The 15,671-nt window shown below is 73.4% G+C and carries 14 protein-coding genes and 1 tRNA gene; 10 read left to right on the top strand and 5 right to left on the bottom strand.

Features of this window, described 5'->3' with window-relative positions:
- Positions 1-7: 7 nt before the first annotated feature.
- The 7 genes from KK483_RS31390 to KK483_RS31360 all read left to right on the top strand — a co-directional run bounded on the left by KK483_RS31390 (position 8) and on the right by KK483_RS31360 (position 6,006).
- Positions 8-763, top strand: a complete 756-nt coding sequence (locus KK483_RS31390) for a MauE/DoxX family redox-associated membrane protein (protein WP_262008591.1) — start codon at positions 8-10, stop codon at positions 761-763.
- A complete protein-coding gene (locus KK483_RS31385; RefSeq protein ID WP_262008590.1) occupies positions 739-1,278 on the top strand; it encodes a hypothetical protein in 540 nt (179 codons plus the stop codon). Before KK483_RS31390 ends, KK483_RS31385 begins: the two co-directional genes overlap by 25 nt.
- Positions 1,275-2,189, top strand: a complete 915-nt coding sequence (locus tag KK483_RS31380; protein ID WP_262008589.1) for a peptidoglycan-binding protein — start codon at positions 1,275-1,277, stop codon at positions 2,187-2,189. The genes KK483_RS31385 and KK483_RS31380 overlap by 4 nt, the downstream gene beginning before the upstream one ends.
- On the top strand, positions 2,190-2,378 hold the full coding sequence (locus KK483_RS31375; RefSeq protein ID WP_262008588.1) for a hypothetical protein: 189 nt from the start codon (positions 2,190-2,192) through the stop codon (positions 2,376-2,378).
- Positions 2,379-2,450: 72 nt separating this feature from the next.
- The gene (locus KK483_RS31370; RefSeq protein WP_262009767.1) at positions 2,451-2,954 is read left to right on the top strand and encodes a hypothetical protein; all 504 of its coding nucleotides are present in this window, start codon (positions 2,451-2,453) and stop codon (positions 2,952-2,954) included.
- 342 nt (positions 2,955-3,296) lie between these two features.
- Positions 3,297-5,057, top strand: coding sequence for a glycoside hydrolase domain-containing protein (locus tag KK483_RS31365; RefSeq protein ID WP_262008587.1), 1,761 nt, complete (start codon positions 3,297-3,299; stop codon positions 5,055-5,057).
- A 10-nt stretch (positions 5,058-5,067) separates the two neighbouring features.
- Positions 5,068-6,006 carry a penicillin-insensitive murein endopeptidase gene (locus KK483_RS31360; RefSeq protein ID WP_262008586.1) on the top strand — a complete coding sequence of 313 codons (939 nt, stop codon included), beginning with the start codon at positions 5,068-5,070 and terminating at the stop codon, positions 6,004-6,006.
- Positions 6,007-6,306: 300 nt separating this feature from the next.
- Here KK483_RS31360 and selD read toward each other — a convergent pair whose 3' ends face one another.
- Complete coding sequence (gene selD, locus KK483_RS31355) at positions 6,307-7,350, bottom strand: selenide, water dikinase SelD (protein ID WP_262008585.1); 1,044 nt, start codon at positions 7,348-7,350, stop codon at positions 6,307-6,309.
- Between the two features lie 56 nt (positions 7,351-7,406).
- Here selD and KK483_RS31350 point away from each other — a divergent pair.
- The 3 genes from KK483_RS31350 (at position 7,407) to selB (ending at position 10,849) form a co-directional block, all read left to right on the top strand.
- Positions 7,407-7,500, top strand: a tRNA-Sec gene (locus KK483_RS31350).
- Between the two features lie 284 nt (positions 7,501-7,784).
- Positions 7,785-9,059: an L-seryl-tRNA(Sec) selenium transferase gene (gene selA, locus KK483_RS31345; RefSeq protein ID WP_399015479.1), complete on the top strand. Its 1,275-nt coding sequence runs from the start codon at positions 7,785-7,787 to the stop codon at positions 9,057-9,059.
- Between the two features lie 2 nt (positions 9,060-9,061).
- On the top strand, positions 9,062-10,849 hold the full coding sequence (gene selB / locus KK483_RS31340; protein ID WP_262009765.1) for a selenocysteine-specific translation elongation factor: 1,788 nt from the start codon (positions 9,062-9,064) through the stop codon (positions 10,847-10,849).
- Positions 10,850-11,102: 253 nt separating this feature from the next.
- Here selB and KK483_RS31335 read toward each other — a convergent pair whose 3' ends face one another.
- The 4 genes from KK483_RS31335 to KK483_RS31320 are packed head-to-tail and all read right to left on the bottom strand — an operon-like array spanning position 11,103 to position 15,601.
- Positions 11,103-12,086, bottom strand: a complete 984-nt coding sequence (locus tag KK483_RS31335; RefSeq protein ID WP_262008584.1) for a hypothetical protein — start codon at positions 12,084-12,086, stop codon at positions 11,103-11,105.
- 48 nt (positions 12,087-12,134) lie between these two features.
- The gene (locus KK483_RS31330; protein ID WP_262008583.1) at positions 12,135-13,277 is read right to left on the bottom strand and encodes a hypothetical protein; all 1,143 of its coding nucleotides are present in this window, start codon (positions 13,275-13,277) and stop codon (positions 12,135-12,137) included.
- The gene (locus tag KK483_RS31325; protein WP_262008582.1) at positions 13,274-14,311 is read right to left on the bottom strand and encodes a hypothetical protein; all 1,038 of its coding nucleotides are present in this window, start codon (positions 14,309-14,311) and stop codon (positions 13,274-13,276) included. The genes KK483_RS31330 and KK483_RS31325 overlap by 4 nt, the downstream gene beginning before the upstream one ends.
- Before the next feature lie 51 nt (positions 14,312-14,362).
- A complete protein-coding gene (locus KK483_RS31320; RefSeq protein WP_262008581.1) occupies positions 14,363-15,601 on the bottom strand; it encodes a hypothetical protein in 1,239 nt (412 codons plus the stop codon).
- Positions 15,602-15,671: the final 70 nt, after the last annotated feature.

Below are 15,671 nucleotides of genomic sequence, written 5' to 3'. Positions count from 1 at the left end.
GCCGGCGGTGACCGGCTTCCTGGGCGGCCTGACCGCCGCGATCGTGACGCTGGGCCTGCTCGCAGGTGCGGTCTCCCACGCCGCCCGGCCCGCCGCCCTGGGCGAGGCGCTGCGGGCGCACGGCGTGCTGGGCCCGCGGCTCCTGAGGTTCGCGGCCGCCGTCCTGCCGTTCGTCGAAGGGGCCTTGGGGGCGGCCGGCGCGGTCGCGCTGCCGACGGGTCACCAACGGGGACTTCAGGCCGTACTCACCGCGGCGGCCTGCCTCTTCGGGCTCTACGCCGGCTACACGCGGCACGCCCTCACCCTCGGCCGCGGGGGTCCGTGCGGCTGTTCGCACGAGGACGTTCCCCTGAGTCGCTGGGTGACGTGGCGGGCCGCGGCGCTCGCCGGCCTCGCACTGGCCGGGGCGGTCCTCGCCGGCGCCGGCCCGGTCCGGCTCTCCTCGGCGGAGCTGGTCACGCTGATACTCGCGGCCACCGCCTGCACCGTGCTGCTGTGGTCGCTGCCCGCCGCCATGCACGAGCCGGCCGCGGCCGCCGTTCACCGGCCGGGCAGGGCCACCGTCCCCCACCCGACCGGAGCCACCGTGCACCGGCCGGCCGCAGCCGCCGTTCACCACCCGACCGACGACGCCGTTCACCACCCGACCGGCGCCACCGTGCACCACCCGACCGACGCCACCGTGCACCACCCGACCGGCGCCACCGTGCACCGGACCGCCGAAGGAGTGTCGACGCGATGGACTTCACCACCAGCGCCCTGATCGTCTCGTGGGCGGCGATCGCGCTGCTCGCGCTGGTCGTCTCGGGACTGGTCAGGCAGGTGCACCAACTGTCGCGCACACAGACGGCGCAGCACCGCCCCGGACGGGTGGGCATCGCGTCCGGCGCATCGGCGCCCGGGCTCGATGCGGCAGGACTCGACGGCCTCCTGGCGCCGGGCCGCCCCGCGGTGCTGCTGTTCCTCGACGCCGACTGCCGCACATGTGGCCAGGTGCTCGCCGAGGCAGGCGCCTGGACCGCCCGCCGGGGCGACGCCTCCGCCGCGCGGGTGGTCGGGCTCTACGCCGGCACCGCGCCGGGAGCCGGCGAGTCCGCCGTCCCGGTCCTGGGCGATCGTCCGGAGCTGTTCGCGGCGTACGACATCCCCGCGACTCCCTATGCCGTGGCCATCGATCCGGACGGCCGGATCGCGCGCTCGGAACCGCTCGGAACGCCCACCGCGCTGCTGCGGTTGCTCGACGACATCCCACTCGCAACGCCGAGGAGCCTGCCATGACCGCACTGGACGACGTGCCCATGCTGCGCCGCTCCGGGAGCGGCGGCCGCTCCCGGCCCCGGCGCGGGACCCTGCCGTCCTTCGCGCCACGCAGGCGCACCGTGCTGCAGGCGGCGACCGCCGCGGGCTTCGCCGCGCTGGGGGTGTTCTCCGCCGCCCGGCAGGCGTATGCCGACGGCTACGACATCTGGACCGGCGCGTGCCCGAGTTACGCCGCGGACCACAACTGCTCCCCGGGCTGCGGGCCGAGCACGATCTACGCCGACGCCTGTGTGACGTCAGGGACGAACACCGGCTTCCACCGGTCCGACGGTGTCACCTGGACGCTGCGGCCGAACCAGTGCTACGCGGGCACCTACGACGGCTGGCTGTGGGCGTACAGCGCGGCCTGCGGCAACTGCGGCTGCGGTATCGAGCGGCGCTGCCACGACGGATACCGCAACACCGGCTCCGGCTGGGTGAAGTCCATCTGCCGCTGGACCACCGACTGCGGCTGCCCCGGTTCCCTCGACTGGCCGACCGTCGGCCGCGGGGCGACCGGGCCCGACGTCCACACCGTCCAGCACCTGCTCACCCACCACGGTCATCCGACGGACGTCGACGGCGTGTTCGGGCCGGACACCGAGGCGCGGGTCGAGGAGTTCCAGTCGGCGAACGGGCTCGGCCTCACGGGCAGCGTCGGCCCGGCCACCTGGCCGGTGCTGGTCGTCACCGTCCGCCAGGGAGACGTGAACGATGCCGTGAGCGGCGCCCAGCGGCAGCTCAACAAGCACGGCCACGCGCTGACGGTCGACGGCAACTTCGGTGCGCTCACGCGGCAGGCAGTCGTCTCGTTCCAGTCGCTGCACGGCCTGACCGCCGACGGCGTGGTCGGCCAGAACACCTGGCGCACGCTGACCGGGACCGTGTAGATGAGCGAGTCCGGACGTCCCGCGGCCCGGCGGAGCCGCATCCGTTCCGTACGGGGGCCGCTCACCGATCCCGCCCTGCCCGTGGCGGCCCTGGGGGCGGCCGCGATCGCCGCCGCCCTGCACGCCCCCGTGCTGGCCTGGGCGATCACCGGAGGGCTTGCCGGCTATTCGCTCTCCGGGTCCGTTTGAACGCGCAACAGCGCTTTCGCGCTGGCCTCGCCAGGTTGGCGGGCGACGTACAGACAGGCACTGGTGCTCGGCATGTTCTCCGCCGGGCTGCTGGCGGGCGGGGCGCTGACGGCCGGGGTGCTGTGGCTCTTCTCCGGTCTCTTCGCACCGCTTCCGGCCGGTGTGCGGCAAGGGCTGATCGTGGCGGCCGCACTGCTCGCCGTGGTGCGCGACGCGGGCCGGCTGACGCTACGGCTGCCGCAGAACGCGCGGCAGATACCGCAGGACGTGCTGCGCCGCCATCTGATGCGCGGCGCCGTGCAGTTCGGCTTCGAGCTCGGTACGGGCGTGCGCACCTACCTCTCGGCGACCGCGCCGTACGCGATGGCGGTCGCGGTGCTGCTGTCCGGGGGCTCGTACCTGCCCGCCCTGGCCGCCGGACTGGGCTTCGGCGCGGGCCGTGCTCTCACCCCGGCCCTGCGCAGGCTCTCCGGGAACGGGGAGCGCTGGGACGCTCTGCTCGCGCGGCGGCTGACCGGCACGGCCGTCCTGTGTTCCGCGCTGATCGCCTCCGTCGCCTGCGCGGTGCCCCGGTAGCGCCGGTTGTCCGACGGCATCGCACGGTTGCGGCTCAACGGCCCCTGCTCACAGGGGTGTTGTGCCGGAGGTCTGGTCCTGTGGCAGATGGTCCTGGAGTGGACACGCCGCGGTCGGGGGCGCCAGACTCGGCAGCACGCAGGCACGAGGATTCGACGCACGGACCGATCCCTTTCGTCTGTTTGTCATGACCATGCCCTTCACTGGGGACCGTACCGGCCACGCCCGGTCCCGGCATCCGAACAGCGAGTCCGACGCGCACAGCACCGCTCGACCCGGCACGGCGCACATCTGCCGCGCCGCTCTTCCTCGCTCTCCCCCGCATCGAGTAGGAGTGCCCTGATGTCGTCCCGCAACCTGTGGCACCTGTGGCGCGTCCGCGCCGGAACGGCCTTGCTGGCGGTGCTCGCCGGCATCGGCGCGTTCGCCGACCCCGGCCCCGCCGTGGCGGATTCGCCGCCCGAGGGCCGGCGGACCGTCACGTTCCACGGCTACCGCATCGCGGTGCCCGCCGACTGGCAGGTGGTCGATCTGGCCGAGAACCCGCGCGCCTGCCTCCGGTTCGACCGCCCCACCGTCTACGTGGGCGAGCCCGCCGACCGGAACGACTGCCCCGCCCGCGTCGTCGGCCGGACGGCCGGCATCGTCGTGGAGCCCCTCACCGCCCGCTCCGCCGGGCGGGCATCGGCGGCGACCGCGCGGACGGCGCGCGGCAGGGCCACCGCCCCGGCCGCCGCGTCCAGCAACGACACCATCCAGATCGCGGTCGAGGACGCCGGGGTCCTCGTCACCGCGGCCCACGCCCCGGGGACCGAGGCCCTGGTACGCGACGTCCTCGCCTCCGCGGAACTCACCGCCGGCGCCGAACGCACCGAGCTGCCCCGTGCGGCGCAGCGGTCCGACGCCGCTCCGCTGGCCGCGGCCGGGCCGCAACCGGGCAGCTACCTCGGCAAGGGCTTCGACGCCTGCACCGCGCCCTCCCAGGCCGCCATGGACGCCTGGCAGACGAGCTCGCCGTACAGCGCGGTCGGCGTCTACATCAGCGGCTCCTTCCGCGGCTGCGCCCAGCCGAACCTGACGGCGAGCTGGGTGACCGCCCAGACCGCCAACGGATGGCGTCTGATCCCCATCGACGTCGGCCGCCAGGCACCGTGCACCAGCTACTCGCTGAAGATGTCCGCCGACCCCGCCACGGCCAGGTCCCAGGGCGTCACCGCGGCGGCCGGCGCCATCACCGCCGCGTCGAACCTCGGCATCCCGGCGGGCAGCGCCATCTACAGCGACATCGAGGCGTACACCTCCACGGCCTCCTGCAAGGCGGCCGTGCTGTCGTACCTGTCCGGCTGGACCGAGCGGCTGCACAGCAGCGGCTATCTGTCGGGCTTCTACTCCAGCGCCGCCTCCGGCATCAGGGACGCCGCCGGCGAGTACGACAACAGCGCCTACACGCGGGTCGACCACCTCTTCTACGCGTGGTGGAACGGAGCCGCCGACACCGACACCGGTACCTACGTGCCGGCGAGCCAGTGGTCCGACCACCAGCGGATCCACCAGTACGTCGGCGAGGTCACCGAGTCCTACGGCGGCTACTCGATCAACATCGACCGCGACTACCTGGACGTGGGCACCGGCACCACCCCGCCCACGCCCACCTGCACCGGGGCGAACCTCGACTTCACCGCGTACACCACCGTCCAGAGCGGCTCGACCGGCGGTCTGGTCAAGGCCGCCCAGTGCCTGCTGAAGGCCGCCGGCCACGACCCCGGCACACCGGACGGCGTCTTCGGCCCCGACACGACCACCGCCGCCAGGAACTTCCAGACCGGCACCGGGCTCACGGCGGACGGCGCGGTCGGCCCCAGGACCTGGACCGCCCTGCTGTCCCGCGGATCCACCCCCACCATCCAGAGCGGCTCGACGGGAGAGGCCGTCACACGACTGCAGCGCGCGCTGACCGCCGCGCTCGGCCGGACGGTGGCCATCGACGGCGTCTTCGGCTCGGGCACCGCCCAGGCCGTGCGCGACTACCAGTCCTCGCGCGGGCTCGGCGCCGACGGCATCGTCGGCCCCGCCACCTGGGACGCCCTCCAGTCGGGAAAGTGAGGAAGGAATCATGAGACAACTCGCGCGGATCATCACGCTGTTCGCCGCGGTGGCCGGTCTGCTCCTCGGACTGGGCGTCCCCGCACATGCCTTCCCTCAGGCCGCGTTCCCGCTGACGAGCAGCGGCAACCGGGGCACCGACGTCGTCGCGCTTCAGCACCTGCTCGCCGCGCACGGCCGCTCCGTGGCCGTGGACGGAGTCTTCGGCCCGGGCACGCACAGCGCCGTGGTGGGCTTCCAGCAGTCCAAGGGCCTGACCGCGGACGGCATCGCCGGGCCCGCCACCTGGGGAGCGCTCGCCGTCACCGTGCGGCAGGGCGACAACGGGCCCGCGGTGAACGCCGTCCAGTCGCTGCTCAACGCCAAGCGGGGCGCGGGCCTCACGGTCGACGGGAACTTCGGACCGGCCACCGCCTCCGCCGTGCGCACCTTCCAGACCCACGCCGGGATCGGTGCGGACGGCGTCGTCGGGCCGGTCACCTGGCAGAACCTGCTCTGGCACTACGAGAACATCGACTTCGGCGCCGGCACGATGTGCGCGCAGAGCCCCGACGGCAACGCAGGCGCCCACTGGGCGACAGCGGGCGCCGTCGCCCAACTGGAGGCCGCCGCTGCCGCCTTCGCCTCCACCGGGAGCGGCAGACTGCCGGTCGGTGACGCGGGCTTCGAGCACGGCGGGGACATACCCGGTCACGCCAGCCACGAAGTCGGGATGGACATCGATGTGTGGCCGATCCGCACCGATTCGGCGCAGTGCACCGCCGGGCGCATCACCTGGCAGTCGTCGACCTACGACCGCGCGGCCACCCGCCGGCTCGTGCAGGAGATCCGGGCGAAGGCACCCGGCCATGTCGAGCTGGTCTTCTTCAACGATCCGCAGCTGATCTCGGAGGGGCTGACCACGAGTTATCCGAACCACGACAACCATCTGCACATCCGCTACCGGTAGGCGCGCCGGCCGCGGGCCCCGGGCATCGCCTGCGGGGGGGCTCACGCCGTCCTACGGGTCTGCGGTGGATCCGGTGGCCTGGCCGGCCGAGCGCGGCGTCCGACTGGGCTGACGCATCGGCTGCACGGGTCATGCCACCCGCGTCGGTGACGACGTCCGGGCCGGCCCGTCCTCGCGCACGCCATGCGGCCGCCGGCCGCATGGCGTGCGGGTCCGCGACCGCCGAGCACCGAGCACAAGGCCTGCGGGTCCGCGACCGCCGACCGCCGAGCACCGAGCACCGAGCACCGAGCACAAGGCTCAGCGGACCACCAGTGTCGTGCCGGCCACGGCGGGGACCAGTTCCCCGATGACCGGGTGGCCGGGTACCTCCCCCGCGACCAGCAGCCCGCCGGAGGTCTGCGCGTCGGCGAGCAAGTGCAGCTGGTCGGCGGTCGCCCGCCCCGCGTCCAGGTGCGGGCGCACCCAGTCGAGATTGCGCCGGGTGCCGCCGCTGACGTACCCGGCGCGCAGGGACTCCCATACGCCGTCGAGCACCGGGACGGCGCCGGTGTCCACCACGGCGGTGACGCCGCTCGCCCGCGCCAGCTTGTGCAGATGGCCGAGCAGCCCGAATCCGGTCACATCGGTGGCGCACACGGCGCCGGCCTCCAGGGCCGCGGCACCGGCCCTGTCGTTGAGCTCCGCCATGCAGGCGACGGCATGCGCGAAGACCTCTCCCGTGCGCTTGTGGCGGTTGTTGAGGATCCCGACGCCCAGCGGTTTGGTCAGGGTCAGCGGCACACCCGGCCGGCCTGCGTCGTTGCGCAGCAGCCGGTCCGGGTCCACCAGTCCGGTCACGGCCATTCCGTAGAGCGGTTCCGGGCTGTCGATGCTGTGGCCGCCGCCGACGAAGCAGCCGGCCCTGCCGGCGACATCGAGCGCTCCCGCCAGGACCTCCTGGGCAAGGTCCGCGGGCAGGACGTCCCGGGGCCAGCCCAGCAGGTTGAGCGCGACGACGGGCCGGCCGCCCATCGCGTAGACGTCGGACAGGGCGTTGGCGGCGGCGATCCGGCCCCAGTCGCGGGCGTCGTCGACGACCGGCGTGAAGAAGTCGGCCGTCGACACCAGCGCGGAGCCGTCACCGGTGCGCACGACCGCGGCGTCGTCCCCGTCGTCGAGTCCGACCAGCAGCCGGTCCCCGTCGGCGTCCGGGGGCTGTCCGGGGATCCGGGACGGCAGCAGTCCCGCGACCATCGTCTCCAGCTCCCCGGGAGGGATCTTGCAGGCGCAGCCGCCGCCGTGTCCGTACTGGGTCAGCCGCACGGGCGCGGCGGGTCCGGCTGCAGGGCCAACTGTCGTCATACGGCGATGATTTCACCTCTTGCCCCAGGAGTGTGCCGGGACAACAATCATGCTCCGGAGGCGTTGGGCGGGCTGGTGCCCCTCCCGATCTTCAACATCGGTGTGGTCCGGAAACCGGGCCAGGCGGGTTCGATTCCCGTCCGCCTCCGCTGACTTCGATCGGGGTGGCGCGGGTGGCGGACGAGCAGCCGGAGCCACCGGGGCCTGTGCCGGGTGCCAGGCTGGATCGGGAAGCCGCGACACGCGGCTTCGGATCCGAGGCGCAGGAGGCTGTGTCATCGGCGACTGCCGCCGCGGGCGACGCGGTGGGGGTACCCTCCGTGCCCGAAGGGCCACCGGGGAGTCGGCGACCGGCGGCAACGCCGGAGTTGGAGCCGCAGGGCGTCGCGAGCCCGGCCTGGAGCCCGGCACAGACCCCGGACCCCCGGCGGCGGGTGCCGAGCACCACGCTGCTGCTCGGCGATCCCCGGCTGGGCGAGGCGTCCGCACGGCTGGGCAGGACGGTCGTCAAGGCCGCGGTCGCCACTGCCCAGCAGGCCGTACGCGAAGGGCGGATCGGGCCGGACGACGCCGTGGGTGCCGCGCTCGCCGCGCTCCCCGCACGCGGGACCGGGCTGAGCCCCGTGTACAACGCCACCGGCGTGGTGCTGCACACCAATCTGGGGCGGGCCCCGCTGTCGCGGTCGGCGCTGGAGGCGATGGCGGCGGCCGGCGGCTACACGGACGTCGAGCTGGACCTGGCCACCGGCAGACGGGCATCACGCGGCCGCAGCGCCATGGCGGCGCTGCGGGAGGCGGTACCGGCCGCCGAGGCCGTGCACGTGGTCAACAACGGAGCGGCCGCCCTCGCCCTGGCCGCGGCCACGCTGGCCCCGGGGCGCGACATCCTGCTCAGCCGGGGCGAGTTCGTGGAGATCGGCGACGGCTTCCGGATACCCGAGCTGCTGGCCTGCTGCGGCGCCCGGATACGCGAGGTCGGCACCACCAACCGGACCCGGCTCGGCGACTACGCGGACGCCGTCGGCCCGGACACCGGCTTCATCCTCAAGATCCACCCGTCGAACTTCACGGTGAGCGGCTTCACCCGAGGAGTCGACGCCGCCGAACTGGCCGCGCTGGGCCTGCCCGTGGTGGTCGACATCGGCTCCGGCCTCCTCGCACCCGACCCGCTGCTGCCGGGTGAGCCGGACGCGGCCACCACACTGCGCGCCGGGGCCACGCTGGTCACCGCCAGCGGGGACAAGCTGCTCGGCGGTCCGCAGGCAGGGCTGGTCCTCGGCCGCGCCGCCGTGGTGGAGCGGATGCGCCGCCATCCGCTGGCCCGCGCCCTGCGCGTGGACAAGTTCACCCTGGCCGCGCTGGAAGCGACGCTGCGCGGTCCCGAGCCCCCCGTGCACGCCGCCGTGCACCTGTCGCTGCCGCTGCTGCGCACCCGCACCCTGCGCCTGGCGGAGGACCTTGCGCGCCGGGGACTCGACGGCCGTGTCGTGCCCTGCGAAGCGGTGGTCGGAGGAGGCGGCGCCCCCGGGACGGTTCTGCCGTCCTGCGCGCTCAGCCTCCCCGACGCTCTGGCGGCACCGCTGCGCACGGGTGAACCGGCCGTGCTCGGCCGGGTGGTGCGCGGCCGGCTGCTGCTGGACCTGCGATGCGTGCCGGAGGAGTGCGACGGCGCCGTCCTCGGCGCGGTGCTGCGCGCGGCGGGTCGGTGAGCATGCGGGTCATCGCGACGGCCGGGCATGTCGACCACGGCAAGAGCACGCTGATCCAGGCGCTGACCGGCACCCACCCCGACCGGCTGGCGGAGGAGCGGCGCCGTGGTCTGACCATCGACCTGGGCTTCGCATGGACGGACCTGCCCTCGGGCGAGCGGCTCGCGTTCGTCGACGTCCCGGGACACGAGAGGTTCGTCCCGACCATGCTGGCCGGTGTGGGGCCGGTGCCCGCCGTGCTGTTCGTCGTCGCCGCGGACGAGGGCTGGAAACCGCAGTCCGCGGAACACCTCGCCGCCGTGGACGCCTTGGGCGTACGGCACGGACTGCTCGCCGTCACCCGCTGCGATCTGGCCGATCCCGGCCCCGCCGCGGCGCAGGCACAGGAGCGGATCCGCGCGAGCGCCCTCGGCGGCGTCGAGGCCGTGGCCGTCAGCGCCCGCACCGGCGCGGGCCTTGCCGAGCTGCGTGCCGCCCTCGGCCGGCTTGCCGCGCGGCTGCCGGACGGGGACGCGGACGCCCCGGTGCGGCTGTGGATCGACCGTGCTTTCACCGTGCGCGGCAGTGGTCTTGTGGTCACGGGCACGCTCGGTGCGGGGCGGATCCGGCGGGGCGACACCCTGGTGACCGCGCGGTCCGGCCGTTCCGTGCGCGTCAGGGCGCTGCAGGCCCTCGGCGAGGAGACCGGCTCGGTAGGGGCCACCGCCCGGGTCGCCGTGAACCTCCGGGGCCTCGGGAAGGAGTCGACGGGCCGCGGCGACGCCCTGCTCACGCCGGACGGCTTCCTCCCCTGCCTGCGCTGCGACGTGCGCGTACACGGCGGAGCCCCGGCCGCCGAGCTGCCCCGCACCGCTGTCGCCCACGTCGGCTCGGCGGCCGTGCCGGTGCGCGTACGGCCGCTGGGTGCGGACATCGTCCGGCTGACCCTGCCGGAGCCGCTGCCGCTGCGCATCGGTGACCGCGCGGTGCTGCGCGATCCCGGTCTGCGGCGGGTGCTGGCCGGTCTGACGGTGCTCGATCCCCAGCCACCGGACCTGCGGCGCCGCGGCGCCGCGGCACGACGGGCGGGCGAACTGGCCGGCGCCCGGGGCGCTCTGGACGAGGCGGCCGAGCTACGGCGCCGACTGCTGGTCAGACGCGGGGAGCTGACCGCGCTGGGGGTCGTCGTCCGTACCGCGCCGGTCGCGGACGACTGGCTCGCCGAGCCCGTCCACTGGTCCGCCCTGCGTGCCCGGCTGGCCGAACTGGTCGCCGCGTACCGCTCCGAGCGGCCCGCCGAGGGCGGCATACCGCTGGAGACTGCTCGGCAGCGTCTCGGGCTGCCCTCCGCCGCACTCGTGGAGGCGCTGGTCGCACCGCCCCTGCGGATGAGCCGCGGGCGCGTGACCGCCGGACCCGACTCCCTGCCCACCGCCGTCGCGGACGCGGTGCGCCGGCTCGCCGCCGAGCTCGCCGGCCGGCCGTTCGCCGCCCCGCACGCCGGACGCCTCCCGGAACTCGGCCTCGGCCGACGCGAGTTGGCGGCGGCGGCCAGCCACGGGGCGGTGCTGCGGCTCGCGGAGCACGTGGTGCTGCTGCCGGACGCCCCGCGGCTGGCGGCCGAGCGGCTCAGCGGACTCGACCAGCCGTTCACCGTCGGTGCGGCGAGCCGCGCCCTGGACACCGCCCGACGCGTCACCATGCCCCTGCTGGAGCACTGCGACGGTCAGGGCATCACCCAGCTGCTCCCCGACAAGCGCCGCCGGTGTCCGCCCCACGAGCACCCGGCACCGGCCCCCGCACGCCCCTGAACCCGGTGTTGCCGCTGAGCCGGCATCGACCGACATCGACCGGCGGCGTACGCGAGACGCCGGTGCGCCGGCCGCGGCAGGCGACGTCCGCGCAAGGCGCCGGCCCAGCAGTATGCCTGGCATGCCCGAGCACCGTGGCCCAACCAGGTCGAGCGCTGGTTCGGGCTGCTGACGGACGGGCGGACACGGCGCGGGGTCCACAAGAACCTCCGGCCCTGGTGGGGACATCCGGTCCTGGATCGCTCAGGTCCGCTCACTCCTTGGCGGGCCGGTCGTGCCTGGCCTTCGGCTTCAGCTCCTTCTTCTTCGTCTCCTCGATCTCCTGGACCTCCCAGGGCCCGGAGACGACCGCCGGGGCCTCGCCGGAAAGCACGGAGGCGAGGGGCCGGCCGTCCTTGTCGTAGACGGTCGCGACGTCGGTCAGTTCCCAGAAGAGGTTGAGCTCGGAGTGCCGGCTCAGGTTCACGTAGGTGCTGGAGATGAAGGAGGTCGACTGGGTGGACACGGTGAGTTGCTGGGTGGTGGTGGAGGACTCGCTCAGGGAAGCGGAGACGGAGGCGCTGAACGGGCCCCAGCCGGCGCCGGCGCTCACGCCGACGGAGGCGTTGGTGGTGTCGGACTCCGAGCTGCTGTCCTGTTTGCCCTGGGTGACGGTGTAGCTGACGGTCCGGCTCTCGCCGGGGGCGAGGCTGTACGACTCTCCCGTGCAGTGCCAGAACTGTTCACGGGTGACGGCCACGCCGAGTCCGACCTGGTCGTCTCCCGGTGTGGTCACCGGAGTCCGGGTCGTGGCGCCGTGCTGGACGAGACCGGTGGCCACCAGGACGCTGGGGCCGTCCTGCGGGATGAGCATGTCGGCCGTGGGCTGGGGGATCGGTCCGATGTTGTTGGGGTCCAGCAGGTCGGATCCGGAGAAGGTCATGGTGCTCTTCCCGGGCAGGTTCTGCAGGACGGCGGCGAAGGCGCCGGAGTAGTGGGACTTGGCCAGCCAGTAGCCGTCCGCCCAGCAGTCACCGCTGATCACGATGTTGCCGCCGTTGGGCTCCAGTACGAGCCCTGGCAGGCCCGCGGTCCAGTTCCCGTCGACGGGCCCGCACAGGTCGCCGGACTGGTCGAGGTAGAAGAGATCGAGGGGGATCGAGAGGTCGTTGAAGACGAGGATCTCGGCCCTGGACTCCTTGGGGGGCGAGAACAGGGTCCCGTCGAGGGCCGCCTGGTAGGTGTCGTTCATTCGCATGGTGCGCTCCGATCACCTGCCGCGCATCCACGTGCGGGGCGGGGTCCGTCAGAATTCGGGCTCGTCGGTGAGGTAGTAGACGCGCGGGCCGCGCTCGGTGTGCACGAGGGCCAGGGGACCTTGGGTGGCCACCTTGGCGGCGGCCGGAAGGCGCAGATCGGCGGTCAGGTCCCACCATTGCCAGTCCGCCTCGGGCCCTCGCCACAGGGAGAGGTGGTTGTCCTTGTCCACGTAGGACACCCAGGGGTGGCCGTCGCTGTCCACCACGCTTGCCACGGAGCTGTTGGCAGCCACGGTCGTGTGGATCTGCCGGCTGCACCACCCGCCGTCCCAACTCGCCCAGAGCGGTTCGGACGCCTCGTTCCACAGGGCGACGCCTGCCAGGGTCTCGGGACCCACCGCGGCCGCCAGCGGGCTCCCGTCCTTGGGCTGGCTGACGCTCAGCTTGCAGAGGTTCTGCCACTTCCATCCGCCGTCGTCCCCGAAGCCCACCACCTCGATGAGGTTGTCCTGGCGGTCCGCGTAGTAGACGCGGCGCCTGTCCGTGCCCCAGCCCACGGCGGACAACCCGCTGATGGGGGATGCGGCGGGGAGGCTCGCGTACGTGGTGAGATCGGTGAGCTTGCCCGCCACCCCCTGTTCCTCCACCTCGGTGATGTGGTTGCCGCTGTCGAAGTAGTAGACGAAACGGCCGCGGCCGTTCTGCATCGCGGTCAGCGGGCTGCGCTCCGGGACTTGGGGGAGCTTGGGGTTGGCACCCCAGGTCCAGTCGCCGCTGAACTTCATGATGATGAGCTGACCGGTCTCGTCCACGTAGGAGAGCGCCATCGTCCCGGACCGCATCCCGCTGTTGGCCAGCGGGCTGTTCCACGCGGCCGCGGGCGTGCCCTCGCCGCTGGTGAAGTTCTGGTACGTCCAGCCGTTTCCGTCGGTCGCCAGTTCACCGACGGCGCCGTCGGCGTTCGCATAGTAGACGCGCCGATTGACCGATCCCCATGCGGTGGCGGCGAACCCGCCGGTCAGGGACGGGAAGGGAGCGGGTCTGAGGATGCCGGGGCCCACTTTCGTCCCGGCGGCGATGTTGAGGTTGGTCCATTGGAACGAGCCGTCCGGTTCCCGTGCCACCTCGATGACCGCTGTGTAGTCGCCGCCCGGGGTCACGCCCATGGGGCGGGCGCCGGCTGTCGTCATGATCTCCTCCGGCTGCTGGTGGTCGTACCCGTGCCCGGAACGCGGCTCCGCGTTCCGGACTGCGAGAGCGTTGGCCGTGGTGGTTCGAACGCCGGCCGTACGGAGACGAGCTCGGGCAGGTCCGGTTCGTCGACGCGCTGGGCGAACGTGCCCGGCTTCTCAGTGTCCAGTTCGTCAACGTTGACGGGCCCCCAGACGACCGTCGGGCCCTTGGCGGAGACGACCGACGACAGCGGCGTCCCCGTGCAGTCGAACACGGTGAGGACGTCCGTGAGCTGCCAGAACAGGCACATCCGGCCGTGGGAGCTGTCGTTGGTGTACTGGTTCGACATGAAGCTCGTCGTCTGGGTGGAGACGGTGACCTGCTGGGTCCTGGTCGAGGACTTGCTCAAGGAGGCGTTGACGGAGGCGCTGAACGGGCCCCAGCCGGCGCTGGCGCTCGCGCTGACCGATGCCGTCACCGTCTTGGTGTCCGACGAGCTTGCCTGCATCCCCTGCGTCTGTGTGTAGTTGACGTTCTTCTCCTCGCCCGCCGCGAGGCTGTACGACTCCGGGAGGCGCTGCCAGAACTGCTCACGGGTGACGGAGTTGCCGTTCGGCAGCACCCCGGCCCCCACCAGGATCCTCGGCCCGTTCGGCGGGATGATCACGGAGCTGGTGGGCACGGGGGTCTCCCCGATGTCGTCCGGATCCAGCAGGTCACGGCCCGTCAGGGTCACGGCGGCGTTGTCCTCGGTGGCCCGCCAGACCGCCGCGAAGGCACCCGAATACCCGGCCTTGGCGACGAAATAGTAGGAGCGGTCGATGTTCTTCCAGGTCGCGGTCGCTCCGGGGTCCAGGACCTGGCCCGGATGACCGGGGGCGAATTTCTGGGTCCGCGGGTTGCGGCCGTACAGCAGGCCGTCGAGGCCGACCCAGTACACCAGCAGGTGCACCGGGGTGGCGTTGGTGACCGTCATGTTGGTCCGGCTGCCCTTGTTCACGGATATGAGCGTTCCGCTCACGGCGTCCTGGTAGGTCTCGTTCATGCGCATGGGTGGCTCCTTCGCGCGTACGGCCGGCGGGCCGGCGGCCCGCGGCGCCGACTACTCCTCGCTGGTGTAGTAGACGCGCGGGCCGCTGGTGCGGATGGCGGCGAACGGGCTGGGCACACCGGTGGCGACGTCGGGGAGGTCCAGCTCGGCGCCCAGGTTGCGGGAGGTCCACCTGTCCCCGGCCCCCCGCAGTTCGATCAGGTGGTTGTCGCCCGGGCCGTCACCCAGATCGGCGGCGCCCAGGTAGAACAGCTGGGCCGCCGAGCGGTCGCCGCCCGGCACGGCGGCCAGGGAGCTAGCGCCGGCCGCCGCGGGAGCGCCCGCGCCGTCATCGGCGTCCGCGCCCGCACGGTTGACCTCCCACCCGCGGCCGTTGAACTCCACCTCGACCACCATCCGGTCAACGTCCAGGTAGTAGAGCTGCGGATGGCCGTCGGCGGTGAGCACGACCGCCGGCTGGCTGCCCGCCGCCGCGGCCGGGGCCCCGTAGTCGGACAGGCGGCGCAGCCGCCACTCCACGCCGCCCTCGGGCCGCTTCTTCGTACCCGCGATGACCGAGTGCTCCAGCTGGACGGGGCGGTTGTTCTCGTCGAGGAAGTACACGAGGCGGGAGTCGGTCCCGCACCCGACGGCGGTGAGCCGGCTGAGCGAGGAGGGGGTCGGGCACCCCTCGATGCCGGAGGTCACGTCGCAGACCGACCAGCCCTCCTCCCCGAGCCAGGACGCCTCGAACAGGTGGCCCCGCGCGTCCAGGTAGTAGGCGTACTCGCCCTGTTCGGTGGTGACGGCGGCCAGCGGGCTGATCGGGGAGCCGCGCGGGGCGTCGGCGCACACGCTGTACGTCCACTCCCGTCCCCGTTCCGCCAGCCGTACCGGGCGCCGGCCGTCCTCGCCCCGGCCGTCGTCGAGGTAGTAGACCCGCAGGCCCCCGATCCGGCCCGTCACCGCCACCGCGCTGCCCACGTCGGCGGTCGGGGCGCCGGTCTCCCTGGTGAAGACGCGGTACCCGGCCCAGTGCCCGTCCGACGACGACGGGTCGTACGCCGCGCCGACCAGGCTGCGGTCCTGCTCCTGGTAGTAGACCCGTCGCTGGTCCTCGCCGGATCCCGCCGCCGCCAGGCCGCTGCCCGCGATCGCCACCGGACTGATCTGCCGCCATCCCGGCCCGGCAGCGGACTCCGGGGAATGGGCCGACCGCCCCTCGGAGAAGTTGATATCCGAGTACCCCCACTTCCCGTCCTGCTGCGCCACCTCGATGATGCTGTACACCTTCTCGGCCATCGTTCTCACGCCCCGTCCCTTCCGTCCGTACGGGCGCGGCCGCGACAGCCACCCCACTGCATCAGCCGCTCCGGCTCCT

The organism is Streptomyces sp. FIT100, from assembly GCF_024584805.1.
Taxonomy (GTDB): Bacteria; Actinomycetota; Actinomycetes; order Streptomycetales; family Streptomycetaceae; genus Streptomyces.
Note: the sequence above shows the minus strand (reverse complement) of the source record. Positions and strands in the feature narration are given on the sequence as shown.